This is a genomic window from Dokdonella ginsengisoli, assembly GCF_042652785.1.
Lineage (GTDB): Bacteria > Pseudomonadota > Gammaproteobacteria > Xanthomonadales > Rhodanobacteraceae > Dokdonella_A > Dokdonella_A ginsengisoli.
Genome location: NZ_JBHSHD010000006.1, coordinates 161,832 through 174,535, shown reverse-complemented (window position 1 = coordinate 174,535; position 12,704 = coordinate 161,832). Strand labels below are relative to the sequence as shown.

9 protein-coding genes are annotated in these 12,704 nt (G+C 67.9%); 4 read left to right on the top strand and 5 right to left on the bottom strand.

Annotated features, from left to right (window positions below):
• Window positions 1-57: 57 nt before the first annotated feature.
• The 3 genes from ACFO6Q_RS06810 to aceK form a co-directional block, all read right to left on the bottom strand.
• Window positions 58-1,290 (bottom strand): collagen-like domain-containing protein, encoded by a 1,233-nt coding sequence (locus ACFO6Q_RS06810; protein WP_380019843.1) that lies wholly within the window; start codon window positions 1,288-1,290, stop codon window positions 58-60.
• Window positions 1,291-1,349: 59 nt separating this feature from the next.
• Entirely contained in the window at window positions 1,350-1,652 is a 303-nt protein-coding gene (locus ACFO6Q_RS06805; protein WP_380019842.1) for a hypothetical protein, read from the bottom strand.
• A gap of 128 nt (window positions 1,653-1,780) precedes the next feature.
• Window positions 1,781-3,523: a bifunctional isocitrate dehydrogenase kinase/phosphatase gene (gene aceK / locus ACFO6Q_RS06800; RefSeq protein WP_380019840.1), complete on the bottom strand. Its 1,743-nt coding sequence runs from the start codon at window positions 3,521-3,523 to the stop codon at window positions 1,781-1,783.
• 192 nt (window positions 3,524-3,715) lie between these two features.
• Between aceK and ACFO6Q_RS06795 the strand changes: the two genes are divergently transcribed.
• Window positions 3,716-6,181, top strand: a complete 2,466-nt coding sequence (locus tag ACFO6Q_RS06795) for a hypothetical protein (RefSeq protein ID WP_380019839.1) — start codon at window positions 3,716-3,718, stop codon at window positions 6,179-6,181.
• 67 nt (window positions 6,182-6,248) lie between these two features.
• On the opposite strand, the gene ACFO6Q_RS06790 is transcribed toward ACFO6Q_RS06795, so the two are convergent.
• Both ACFO6Q_RS06790 and icd read right to left on the bottom strand, forming a co-directional pair.
• On the bottom strand, window positions 6,249-7,877 hold the full coding sequence (locus ACFO6Q_RS06790) for a hypothetical protein (protein WP_380019838.1): 1,629 nt from the start codon (window positions 7,875-7,877) through the stop codon (window positions 6,249-6,251).
• 250 nt (window positions 7,878-8,127) lie between these two features.
• Entirely contained in the window at window positions 8,128-9,387 is a 1,260-nt protein-coding gene (icd, locus tag ACFO6Q_RS06785) for an NADP-dependent isocitrate dehydrogenase (RefSeq protein WP_380019837.1), read from the bottom strand.
• Window positions 9,388-9,570: 183 nt separating this feature from the next.
• On the opposite strand from icd, the gene ACFO6Q_RS06780 reads away from it, so the two are divergent.
• The 3 genes from ACFO6Q_RS06780 (at window position 9,571) to ACFO6Q_RS06770 (ending at window position 12,476) form a co-directional block, all read left to right on the top strand.
• The gene (locus ACFO6Q_RS06780; protein WP_380019836.1) at window positions 9,571-9,873 is read left to right on the top strand and encodes a FitA-like ribbon-helix-helix domain-containing protein; all 303 of its coding nucleotides are present in this window, start codon (window positions 9,571-9,573) and stop codon (window positions 9,871-9,873) included.
• Window positions 9,874-10,264: 391 nt separating this feature from the next.
• Window positions 10,265-10,615 carry a nucleotide pyrophosphohydrolase gene (locus tag ACFO6Q_RS06775; RefSeq protein ID WP_380019835.1) on the top strand — a complete coding sequence of 117 codons (351 nt, stop codon included), beginning with the start codon at window positions 10,265-10,267 and terminating at the stop codon, window positions 10,613-10,615.
• 28 nt (window positions 10,616-10,643) lie between these two features.
• Complete coding sequence (locus ACFO6Q_RS06770; RefSeq protein WP_380019834.1) at window positions 10,644-12,476, top strand: DNA/RNA helicase domain-containing protein; 1,833 nt, start codon at window positions 10,644-10,646, stop codon at window positions 12,474-12,476.
• The last annotated feature ends 228 nt before the right edge of the window (window positions 12,477-12,704 follow it).

Here is a 12,704-nt window from a genome sequence, read left to right as displayed (position 1 = left end):
GCCCGACCCCGCAGCAATCCGCCACGGCATCTGCCCATCTGCACGCCGCGCCTTGCGTCAATTGGAAAAACGGATGCAGGAAACGTAGTGGCGGACCGTCGCCGACGCGAACGAGGCGTTGTGGATGGTGAAAAACCATTTGCTCGGGTCGGTGCCGGGATAGCTTGCGCGGATCGTCGTGTCGAACGCATTGCCGAGGATCGACGCGAAGATGCCTCCGCCCAGCGCGAGATCGCCGGCGTTGCATTGCGCGCTGTAGGTGCAGTTCATGCTGGAGCCGCAGGAATTCCCGGCCGGCTCGGTCTTGCTGACCATGTACAGGCCGACATCCTTGTAGCTCGAATCGGCGATCGAGAAGATCGAGCCGGGACCTTGCGGACCGGCCGGACCGATCTCGCCTTGCGGCCCGACCGGCCCCATCGGACCGGCTTCGCCCTGCGCACCCGCCAGTCCTTGTGCACCCGCCGGTCCGACGGCGCCCTGCGGACCCGCCGGGCCCATGGCGCCGGCATCTCCCTTGGCACCCGCCGGACCGGTGTCGCCCTTCGGGCCTGCGGGGCCCTGCGTTCCGGCCAGGCCCGTATCGCCCTTCGGACCCGCAGGACCGACCTGGCCCTGCGCACCGGCGGGTCCGGCCGCACCCTGCGGCCCGGCCGGGCCCGCCGCTCCGGCCTCTCCTTTCGGACCCATCACGCCTTGCGGACCGACCGGGCCGACGTCGCCTTTCGGACCGGCCGGGCCGATCGGTCCCGGCGCGCCGGCCGGGCCTGCGACGCCCTGCGGACCGACCGGACCGATCGCTCCGGTTTCGCCCTGGGGACCCGCGGGTCCCGCGGCACCGATGTCTCCTTTCGGGCCCGTCGGGCCGGCCGCTCCTGCCTCGCCCGCGGGGCCCTGCGGTCCGACCGGCCCCGCCTCGCCTTGCGGACCCGTCGGACCCGTCTCGCCCTGCGCACCGGCCGGACCCGGATTGCCGTTCAACGCGTACTGCGCCACCGGCGCCGCCATCACCGGCTGGCGCGGCGTCAGCAGCACGCCGCCGACCTCGATCTCCAGCCACAGCTGCTCGCCGGTGAACGCCTGCGGGAACGACAGGTCCACCATGAACAGTCCGTCGGACACCGGATAGTCGTCCGCCACCACCGGCGCGCCGAGCGCCTGGCCGCCCTCGGCCTGGCCGTACAGGCGGAACACCAGGTCGCGCTCGCCGTTCACCAGCGCGCCCGCCTGCTTGAGCTGTCCCTGATACGTGAACGCCGCCAGCTGCGGCTCCGCGTACGACAGCGTCATGCCGCAAGCCAGGCACGCCGCAGCGACCCACTTCGTCAGTCGATTCCGTGCCATCTCGTTCACCCCTCGAATCCGTTGCAGAAAATGCGCTCGGGGTCGGTCGCGCACGACGCACGGCGCGCCTGCCAGAACCCCGCGGTCAGTTCGTAGTCGCCGCCCCAGCTGCTGCCGACGACCGCCTGGCCGACGCTGCCGCGCAGCTCGTAGCCGCCGCCGGCACTGGCGTTGGCGGCGCCGCCGTTGATCGAATACCAGTCGACGCGAAGGTCCTCGCCGGCACTGGCCGGGACGTTCGCCAGCGCGACGCCGATGGCGACCAGGACGGATCGCAGGATCCGCCGGCGCCTGGAGAGCCCGTTCATTCGCTTACCCCTGTCACACGCGCAGGAAGGCCCGCCGGCGCGATGCGTCGCGGCGGGGTTCGCCTCCAGTACGGGAAGGCGCGCGGTGAGGGATCAGCGCCTGCGCGCTTCGCCGCGTCGGCGTGCGCTCAGTCGGGCAGCCGCGCCGAAGCCGGATACGGCGGCACGTCGACGTGCTCGCCGGCGCGGAAGCGTTGCTGCAGCGACTGCCACCAGCTGGCGTCGAAGATCTCCGGATGCGCGTGCAGCACCGCGTTGCGCAACGCCTCGGGCAGGCCGAGGAAGCGCGGGAACTGCTCCGGGAAGACGTCGTTGTCGGCGATGCTCAGCCAGTCCTCGACCGGACGCGTCTCGTCGCCCTCGCGCGGCTGCGGCAGCTTGCGGAAGCGGCACTGCTCGACCAGGCACAGCTCGTCGTAGTCGTAGAAGATCGCGCGGCCGATGCGCGAGACGCCGAAGTTCTTCAGCAGCAGGTCGCCGGGGAAGATGTTGCTGCGCGCGAGATCCTTGATCGCCTGGCCGTAGTCGAGCACCGCGCGCTCGGCCGCGTCCGGCGACGCCTCGCGCGCGTAGAGATTGAGCGGCCGCAGCCGGCGTTCGATGTAGCAGTGCCTGACCACCAGCTCGTCGCCGTCCAGTTCCACCGTCTCGGCGCATTCGCCCAGCAGCTCGGCCAGCATGTCCTCGTCGAACTGATGCCGCGGAAAGCGCAGGTTGCGGAACTCCTGCGCATCGACCAGTCGGCCGACGCGGTCGTAGCCGAACACCAGGCGGTATTTCTCCTCGACCTGGCGCCGCGCGATGTCCTTCGGATAGGCGAAGCGGTCGCGGATCAGCTTGATCACCACCGGATAGTCGCGCGGCGTGAATACCGCCATCACCATGCCGCGCTCGCCGTCGGCACGCACCAGGCGTTCGTCGGGGTTGGACGACAGATGACGGAACAGATGACGGTAGCGCTCGGTCTTGCCCTGCTTCAGGCGCCCGAGCACGCTGTAGATCTCGCCGACCGGTTTGTGCGGCATCAGCGCTTCGAGGAACACGACGGTGTCGCCGATGGTCGGCAGGTCGGCGTGGAATGCGTTGCGCGCGTAGCCGAACAGCAGCGAGACGTGGTTGAGATTGGTCAGCACCGCGTCCGCGTGCACGCCGGCGGGCGTGCTGGTCAGCGCGACGACCAGCGGCGTGCCGCCTTCACCGTCGTCGATGCGGCCGACCAGATACGCGCGCCGCTCGCGGTAGAAAACCGGCCGCAGCAGCTCGATCGCGCGCAGCGGCACGCCGTTCTCGAACGTGCGCTCGGCGATCTCGTGCGCGATCGCCGCCGCCGCGCGCGCGGGATCGACGTAGCCGGTGGCGAAGGGATAGTCGCCGAGCAGTCGCGCACAGGCGCCGACCAGGTCCTGCGCGACCTCGTAGCGGTTCAGCGCGACGCGCTCGGCGATGCCGACGGTCGGGTCCAGGTCGAGCGCGACGAACTCGATCTCCGCGTCGACGCCGAGCGTGTGGAAGAAGCGCCGCGACAGCGTGTTGAAGAAGGTCTTGGTCAGCTCGCGATCGATCAGACCCTGCACCTGCGACTCGTACGCGCGGCGCATCGCCGCCCACAGCGAGCGCGAACGCACGCGATCGTCGAGCAGGAGTTCGAGCCGCTCCAGCGTCTCGACGACGCACACGTCGTAGAGGTCGATGCGCGCCAGCGCGTCCAGCTGCGCGGCGCGCCAGTCGCGCTGCTCGAAGTGCCGCTTCGCGCGCCGCGTGATGTCGGCGAAGCGTTCGTTGTAGTCAAGGAAGGCGTCGAGGATCAGCGCGGCGGCGCGCGCCGGCACATCGGCGGCGGAGGCGGCGGATCGCGGCGGAGTCGACACCATTGCCGGCAGTCTAGCCGATCCGCCAAAAAACAAGGCCGCCTCGCGGCGGCCTTCGTGCGAGCCGGTCTTGCGTCCGACGGCCCGCACGCGGAGCGCGGCGTCGCATGGTTCCCGGAGGCGCAGCGGCCGACGCGGGTAGTCGGCCCCTGCTAGCATCACTCGCTCAGAGACCAGGGTCGGGGAAGCGTTCGGATGACTTTCTTCTGCGCGCGGCGCTGGCGGCTTCCGGCGTCCATTCTGCTCGTCGCGAGTCTGCCGCTGCATGCCGGGGACACCGTCGTGGAGCTGCAACCGCAATGGATGGCGGTGATGTCTCACGAGCAGCTGGTCTACGACCAGATCGCGACGTCGTCCGAGCCGGCCGCCCTGCGCTTGCCCGATGGCGGCGAGGTGACCGTTACCGCCACGACTCACGAGATCGTGCTGCGCCGCTACGCCGCCGATGGCAACGTGGTGCAGTCCCGGGTGGCAATGATCGAGTACGGCCGCTTCGACGTCGTCCTGCGCGCGACGCCGGCTTACGATGCCTTCTACGTGCTCGCCGGCGGCGCCCAGAGCGAGGCGCAGCTGCTGCGCTTCGATGCCGATCTGACGTCCGAGTGGTCGTTGCGCCTGCCCGATGCGTCGACCTGTCAACGCGAGGGCGCGTGCCTGCGCCTGGAGGTGCTGGACGACGGCTCGGCCGTCGCGACGCGCGCCTCTGTCGCGATGCACGTCGACAGCGAAGGGGAGATTCGCTGGAGCCGTAACGTCGACAGTCGCACCCGTTTCCTGGGCAGTGATCTCGCCGTCACTGCGGACACGATCTGGTTCGCCACCTCCGGCAGCGACGCGTCCGACGAGTCGTCCGCGACGCTGACGCGCCTGGATTTCGACGGCGTGCCGCTGTCGAGCGAGGTTTCTTCCTGCCAAGGCTGCGGTGGCGTGGAATTGAACGATCTCGACGCCTCCGGCGACGGCGGCATGTTCGTGGTCGGCAATCGCGGCGGGCGCGGCTTCCTGCAGCGCTACGACGCCGGCGGCAATCCGCTGTCGTGGTCGGCGAGCGACGAGGCGCACGGCTACTGGCGGTTCGGCCGCGACGGCGATGGCGCGGCCTATGTCCTGGCCGGCGACATGATGCAGGGTTACCTCGTCAAGCGTGTCGATATCGACAGCGGCGCGACGCTGTGGTCGGCGCCGGCCGACGACTTCGTCGCGCGCCAGGCCGGCGTGGCGACGATTCGCAGGACGCCTTCCGGCGTCGTGGCGGCAGCGCTCGATGCGGCCGGCGCGCCGCTGTGGGACCAGCCGCTGACCGTCAGCGATGGCGGCGGCTTTCCGGTGTGGAGCCAGCCCGCCTACATGGCCAACGAGGTCGAGCTGCTGGTGCGCGACCTTGCGTCCTCCGACGACCCTTGCGCGACCTATCCGCGATTCGTGCGCATCGACGATGCCGGCGCGACGACGCGCTTCCCGCTGCCCTGCCGCTCCGTGCCGCAGCCGATCGAGATCGACGGCCTCGATGCGCGCGCCGGCATCGGCGTGCTGGCCAATACGCCGGCGCAGCTGGTGGCGCTCACCCCGGATGGCGATCAGCGCTGGCAGGTCGAAGCCTGCCCCTGGTGCAATGGGTATTGGGGTGCCAGCGTGTGGCTCGCCGCCGCCCTGAGCGCGGATGGCGGTGCCTGGGCGGTGCGCTGGGATGTGCCGTCGTCGCCGCAGCCGGATGGGCGCACGCGAGTCCAGCGCATCGACGCGAGCGGCACGCCCGTCTTCGACATCGCCTCGACCGCCGCGGGCGCGAGCAACGCCCAGTTCCGCGTGTTGCCGGGTGCGGACGACGTCGTGGTCCTGCGCGGCGGCGGTGCGCGGGTGCTGACCTGGCAGCGCATCGGCGAGGACGGCTCCGATCGTGGTTCGCAGCAGCATGCGATTCCCGACGACCATTACCTGCTCCGCGGCGCGCACCGCCTGTCGGACGGCGGCACCAGCGCACTCACCGAGGGATACGGCGACTGCGGCGTGGGCTGTCCGCCGTTCTACACCACCGTGCTGCGGCTGGCGGCGGACGGCGCCCTGCTCTGGCGCTACCAGTTTCCCGAACTCTACGCACCCGAACTCACCGCTGCCCTCGCAGCGGACGGCCGCGCCGCCGCCGTGCTGCCCGCAACACCCTACACCGACGGTGCGCTGCGGTTGCGCACGATCGACGCCGACGGCAACGCCGGCGACGACGTGTCGCTGACCGAAGTCGATCTCTACGTGCGCTCCCTGCATCTGCTGGCCGCACCCGATGGCGGCTGGCTGCTGAGCACGTACGCCGACGACGGTCAGGTGTCCTACTGGCTGCTCGACGGCGGCGGCCATGTCCGGGTCGAACGCCGCAACGGCCCGTTCGCGTATCTGCTGCAGGCCACCGCGGCCGGCTTTCTGGCCAGCGAACCGATCGGCGCCGACAGCCTGGGCGCCGTGCTGCTGGATCCGGCCACGCTCGCCACCAGCGCGCGGCCGTACCGCGGAAGCGGCGACTGGCCCAGTCGCTGGTTCCTGCTCGACGACGGCAGCCTCTACGGCGCGATCTGGCTACCGCAGCGCGGCGGCTATCAGGCCGTCGCGCGCTTTTCCGCGCCGGGCACGGCGCCGTCGGACGTGATCTTCCGCTACGGCATGGATTGAACGGGACGACGAGCAAAAACAAGGCCGCCTCGCGGCGGCCTTGGCGCTCGGGGCAGAGCGAGAGGACCTAGCCGTCGAAGCCGTTGGCGAAGATCGCGTCGATCGGGTTGGACGGCAGCGCCGTGATCATGGCCGAGCCGTACGTCGCCAGGCTCACGCTGATCAGCAGCGAACCGTCGGCGCCGATCCACGAGTCGCCGCCGCGGCTGTACGGCGCGGCGCCGCTGGGCACCTCGTAGCTGCTGACCGCGGCCTGCACGACGCCGGAGGCGGTTGGTACCGACACCGACTGGCCGGCCTTCAGGATGCGCCGCGGCGCGGAGCCGTCGTTCTTCAGCAGCCACAGGGCGTATTCGCTGTCCGGCTGGGTGCGCGCCTGCGCGATGATGTCGCCGTTGGCGAGCACCGCGTTGCCGTAGAACGTATCCCACTGGCGGCCGGCTTCCGGGCCGGTCTCGTTGATGCCGCGGATCGCCACCAGCTGCGGCGTGCCGCCGGCGCGCACGCGCCACAGGCCCCACGGATTGCCGCCGTCGCTGCTGCGCACCTGCGCCTGGAAGGCGGTGTACTCGCCGGCCGAGGTCAGCGAACTGGTGTCGAACGAGTTCCAGGTGGTGCCGCGCCAGTTCGGCCCGTACACGCCGGCGTCGTCGTTCATCGCCAGCGGCTTGCTGCTGGCGCCGTCGTGGTGGAACAGGCCGGTGCGCGAGGTGTCCGACGGGGTCGGGCGGAAGTTGGCGAAGAAGTACAGCGACCCCGGCTGGCCCGGATGCACCGGATTGAAGCCGGTGAACACGGCCGTGCCGATGCCGATGTCCGGACCGCGCGCGCCGGTTTCGTTGTTGACGATCACCGCGCGCGGCGCACCGGAGCACAGCTCCCAGATGCCGACGCGGCTGTTGCTGGCGTCCAGCTCCGCGTAGACGCGGTTGTCCGGCGTCACCGTGATGTCGGAAAAGCCCCAGCTGGTGTCGAAGGTGTCGCCGTCGGTCAGGTTGGGCGCCAGCGCGCGATCGGTGGAATCCTTCATCGCGCACGGCAGCATCGGCTGGCCGGGCACGCTCTTGGCGAGGTAGCGCCGCGTGGCATTGGTCGGCGAGGTGACGAAGGCGTCGATCAGCACCTGGCCGCCGTTCATCGCGCGCGCGCCCTGGAAGCTGGTGCTGGAGTCGTTCTGGAACACCCAGTCATCGCCCAGATGCGGCCCCAGCGGATCGGCATCGGTGGCGCCGCGCGCGATCTCGACGTTCTTGGTCGTGTCCCAGCGCCACAGGCCCCAGGTGGCGGTGTTGGTGTTGTCGGGCGCGCCGGCGCGCGCGATGAAGACGCGCTGGCCGTCGGCACCGGCGCCCGAACCGCCCGAGTTGATCGACAGGAACACGTGCGTGGCGTCCGTGCCGGTGCGGCCCGGTCCCTGCGCACCGGTCACGCCGTACTTGGTGTACTGCGTCCAGCTGCCCTGCTTCATCGCCCAGTAGCCCTGCGCCGAGTCGGGGCTGGTGATGCGCACGCCGACATAACCCTTGCCGAGATCGCCGAGCAGCTCGTCGGTGACGCCGCGGTTGACCGCCGGCAGGCCCGGTACGGTGACGCCGCTGTTGTCGCCGATCACCGCGCGCCAGGGCACGCTCTGCGCGACGGCCGGATTCTGGCCGAGAAGAACCGCCACGGCGGCGGCGAGGAAGGTCTTTTTCATTGCGATTTCCCGAGAGGTTTCAAAAAAGTGTCTGCGCGCACGCGCGGCGCGCGAGCGATGCAGTGTCGCGAGGACGCGGCCGGATGTCGGCACGGAGCGGAAACGGGGAGGTAACGGATCGGAAACGGCGCGCGGAAACGCCGGCTCAGCGCGCGTCAGCGCCTTCGGACGCGCCGCGGCGCGCCGATCGGAACGGAAGGGGAACGTGCCGCCCCGGCACTCCTCGCGGAGCGCCGGGAGCGGCCGGCGATCACATCGCCGCGATCAGGCGGTCGCCGAACTCCGAGCACTTCACCTCGGTGGAGCCTTCCATCAAGCGGGCGAAGTCGTAGGTCACGAACTTGGCACCGATCGCCTTGTCCATCGCCGCGATGATCGCGTCAGCGGCCTCGGTCCAGCCCATGTAGCGCAGCATCATCTCGCCGGACAGGATCACCGAACCCGGATTGACCTTGTCCAGGCCGGCGTACTTCGGCGCCGTACCGTGGGTGGCCTCGAACACGGCGTGGCCGGTCACATAGTTGATGTTGGCGCCCGGCGCGATGCCGATGCCGCCGACTTCGGCGGCCAGCGCGTCGGAGAGGTAGTCGCCGTTGAGGTTCAGCGTGGCGACCACGTCGTACTCGGCCGGACGCAGCAGGATCTGCTGCAGGAACGCATCGGCGATCGCGTCCTTGACGGTGATCGTCTTGCCAGTCTTGGGGTTCTTGAACGTGCACCACGGACCGCCGTCCAGCTCCACCGCGCCGAACTCGCGCTTGGCCAGCTCGTAGCCCCAGTCGCGGAACGCGCCCTCGGTGAACTTCATGATGTTGCCCTTGTGCACCAGGGTCACCGAGCTGCGGTCGTTGTCCACCGCGTACTTCAGCGCCGCGCGCACCAGGCGCTCGGTGCCTTCCTTCGACACCGGCTTGATGCCGAAGCCGGAGGTGGCCGGGAAGCGCACCTTCTTGAAGCGGTCCGGGAAGTGCTCTTGCAGGAGCGCTGCGAACTTCTTCGCGTCGTCCGTGCCTTCCTGGAATTCGATGCCGGCGTAGATGTCCTCGGTGTTCTCGCGGTAGATCGTCATGTCCACCTTCGACGGATCGCGCACCGGCGAGGGCACGCCCTTGAACCAGCGCACCGGACGCACGCAGGCGTACAGGTCGAGCATCTGGCGCAGCGCAACGTTCAGCGAGCGGATGCCACCACCGACCGGCGTGGTCAGCGGCCCCTTGATCGAGACGAGGTAATCGCGGCACGCGGCGACCGTGGCGTCCGGCAGCCAGTTGCCGGTCTGGTTGAACGCCTTCTCGCCGGCCAGCACTTCCATCCAGTGCAGCTTGCGCTTGCCGCCGTAGGTCTTCTCGACCGCGGCATCGAGCACGCGCACCGCTGCGCGCCAGATGTCCGGACCGGTGCCGTCGCCCTCGATGAACGGAACGATCGGGTTGTCCGGCACGTTGAGCACGCCGTCGGCGATGGTGATCTTGGCGCCGCCGGCGGGCGGCGTGGGCGAGGTATCCGTCATGAGTTTCTCCAGCAAGGGCCTGGGAAGCGCGGCCGGGAGCGGCCGGGCGGGAAGACAGTCGCGTATTGTCGCGCGTTCGGGGGTGGTTATGAAGTCGGTGGGGTCCGGGGTGCGTTGTGGCTCGCGCGCGGAACGACGGTCGCGCTGGTCTCGCAGCCGGACCTTACGTTCCGCCGGCCCTCCGTGAGCAATCTGCAATTGATGATCACAGGCTCTATCCCACTGCCTGAAGGAGCATTCGGCTTGCCCAGCATCGCCACCCGCAATCTCGATGACGTATTGACGGAACGTCTGCGCGAGCGCGTGGCCCTGCATGATCGCTCGATGGAGGACGAAGCTCGCGGAATTCTCGCCTCCGCGTTAGCGGGGAAGTCGCTCCAGATCCAATCTTGCCGAAAGCGCGCGCCGCCGCTTCGCGGAAGTCGACCTGCCAATGCCCGTGTACGATCCGCCGCACTTCAGGCCATGACCGTATTCGACAGCTGACGTGTCGGGACAGCGCCGGGCCATGTGGAAGGCCGGATCACAGGACGGCGCGCGAGCAGCTGTGCTTGACCTCGACCCCCAAGCCGGGGTGCTTTGCGATGCTTCCACCGGAAGCGCGTAGAGCTGGAGACGCCATTCTCATAGCTCGGCGGCGACCGGCCGCCGGTCCATAGGCGTACTCGATGGGCAAGTCAAAAAGTGAGGCTACGGCGCCCGCGCGATGCGACGTGCGCTTCCCAATACCCACTGGCAAATCAATCGAGCCCCGGTTCTCGGAGCCGCCCCGACCAGGAGCCGTTACCCGTGACGCAACGCCGGCCCGCTTCTCCGTGCCTTTTTCGCCTTATCCCAACATTTTCTATACTGCAACGAGGACCACGAGCAAGCCAGAGTGAACAGAGATATCGAGCAACTGCAGGCTGACCTACGCCGCTTCGCCGAGGAGCGTGACTGGGGGCAGTTCCACACGCCCAAGAACTTGGCGGCGTCCCTGTCCATAGAGGCCGCCGAAGTGCTGGAACACTTCCAGTGGCTGACCGACGCACAGAGCCATCAACTGAGCGATGAGAAACGCCGAGAGGTCGGTCATGAGATCGCCGACGTACTGCTCTACCTGCTGCAGCTGGCCGACAAGCTGAATATCGATCCACTTGCTGCTGCGCGCGAGAAGCTGGTCATCAATGCTACCAAGTACCCGGTCGAGCAGGCCAAGGGCACCAGCAGGAAATACACCGAGCTTTGAAAGAGCCTCCCAGGGGAAGCCCGTCTGCGTGATTGTTTATCAGGCAACAAAGAGCACCTTCCTGCACGATACCGATCATGCGCAGATCGAAAACGTGATCGAGCGGGAGTTCGTGCAACGTGTCGGGCGTTACGCGTCCCAGTCCGAATTCAAGTCCTGGCGCTATTCGCTCGCCGCCATGGCCCGCGTGCTGCGCGACGGTGAGATTCCGGACGACGTGGGGGTCGGCGTCGAATTCGGCATCCCGCAGTCCTCCAAGCGAATCGACTTCGTCCTTTCCGGCAAAGCGGACGATGACACGCCGCATATCGTCATTGTCGAACTCAAGCAGTGGTCCAACTCCCGCGTCAGCGAGAAGGACGGCATCATCGTCGCCAATCGCGGCGGTCACGCCGAAATTGAAGGCCCGCACCCCAGCTACCAGGCATGGTCTTATGCCGCACTTCTCAACGGCTTCAACGAAGCCATCTACGAGTCCGGCACCGAGCTGCGGCCGTGCGCCTACCTGCACAACTACAAGGACGACGGCGTTATCCGCGACGCCCGCTACGCTGCTTACCTGGACAAGGCGCCGGTCTTTCTTGACGGCGCGGACGAGCTGGCCAAGCTGCGCAAATTCATCAAACAGCACGTCAGGAAAGGCGACAACGGCGAGCTGCTCTACAGCATCGAGAACGGCCGCATCCGGCCCTCCAAGATGCTTACCGACAGCATCGCCAAGATGCTCAAGGGCAACCAGGAGTTCGTATTGGTGGACGACCAGAAGGTCGTCTATGAGACCTGCCTGGCCAAGGCCGCGCAGGCCAGTGACGATCGAAAGCAGGTCGTCATCATCAAAGGCGGCCCCGGCACCGGCAAGTCCGTCGTTGCCATCAACCTGCTGGTCGAGCTGACCAAGCGCGGTCAGGTCACCCAGTACGTCTCCAAGAATGCCGCGCCGCGCGCCGTCTACAAACAGAAATTGGCAGGCCACTTGCGTCAGGCGGAGATCGGCAATCTGTTCGCCGGCTCCGGCAACTTCCACGGCAGCCAGCCCAATGTGTTCGACGCGTTGGTCGTGGACGAAGCCCATCGCCTCAACGAGAAGAGCGGCCTGTACGGCAATCTCGGCCAGAACCAGGTCATGGAGCTGATCCGCAGCGCACGCTGTACGGTCTTCTTTTCCGATGACGACCAGATCGTGACCTTGTCCGACATCGGCCGCATCGCCGAATTGAAGCATTGGGCGCAGGCGATGGGCGCCCATGTGACCGAGCTGGAACTGACCTCGCAGTTTCGTTGCGCCGGGTCGGATGGCTACGTCGCGTGGCTCGACAACTTCCTCGGCATTCGTGAGACCGCCAATACCGACTTCGACCGCGACAGTTTCGACTTCCGCATGGTCGACTCTCCCGTCGAACTGCACGACCTGATCCGCGAGAAGAACGAGCGCGACAACAAGGCCCGCGTCGTAGCCGGCTACTGCTGGGACTGGCAGAGCAAGAAAGACCCGAAGGCTTGGGACATCGAGATTGCCGAGTTCGGCTACAAGGCCCAGTGGAACCTCGACAAGGACGGCAGTCTCTGGATCGTTGCCCCGGACTCCGTCGAACAGGTCGGCTGCATCCACACCTGTCAGGGATTGGAGCTGGACTACGTCGGTGTGATCATCGGCCCGGACCTGCGGTGGATCGATGGCAAGGCGACGGTGTTTCCCGAGTCGCGCTCGGTCATGGACCGGTCGATACGAGGATACAGGAAGCTCCTGAAGGAGGACCCTGACGGTACGCGAAAAAAGCTGGAGGTGATCGTGCGGAATACGTACAGGACTCTGATGAGCCGAGGAATGAAGGGCTGCTACGTACACATCATGAGCAAGTGAACCGAATTCAGCAGATAGTTCTGGCGGCCATGTCGGCTGCTTGAGGCATGGCGAGCAGGTGCGCTCGCACGTGCAACGCGATCAAGTCCGTGTTAGCCGGGCACTGGGCGCCGAAACGACCCAAGCCGACTGAGCGCCGTGACCTCGGGTGCAGCCGCGACGGGATCCGAATGCCCTCCGTCCAGTCGAGACGTCGTCGATTATCAAAAAAGGGGCCGACCGGTTGAG

What these genes read in the sequence shown, in the direction of transcription:
- ACFO6Q_RS06810 (WP_380019843.1), bottom strand. Translation starts at nt 1,290, where the DNA reads ATGACGCTGTCGTACGCGGAGCCGCAGCTGGCGGCGTTCACGTATCAG.
- ACFO6Q_RS06805 (WP_380019842.1), bottom strand. Translation starts at nt 1,652, where the DNA reads ATGAACGGGCTCTCCAGGCGCCGGCGGATCCTGCGATCCGTCCTGGTC.
- aceK (WP_380019840.1), bottom strand. Translation starts at nt 3,523, where the DNA reads ATGGTGTCGACTCCGCCGCGATCCGCCGCCTCCGCCGCCGATGTGCCG.
- ACFO6Q_RS06795 (WP_380019839.1), top strand. Translation starts at nt 3,716, where the DNA reads ATGACTTTCTTCTGCGCGCGGCGCTGGCGGCTTCCGGCGTCCATTCTG.
- ACFO6Q_RS06790 (WP_380019838.1), bottom strand. Translation starts at nt 7,877, where the DNA reads ATGAAAAAGACCTTCCTCGCCGCCGCCGTGGCGGTTCTTCTCGGCCAG.
- icd (WP_380019837.1), bottom strand. Translation starts at nt 9,387, where the DNA reads ATGACGGATACCTCGCCCACGCCGCCCGCCGGCGGCGCCAAGATCACC.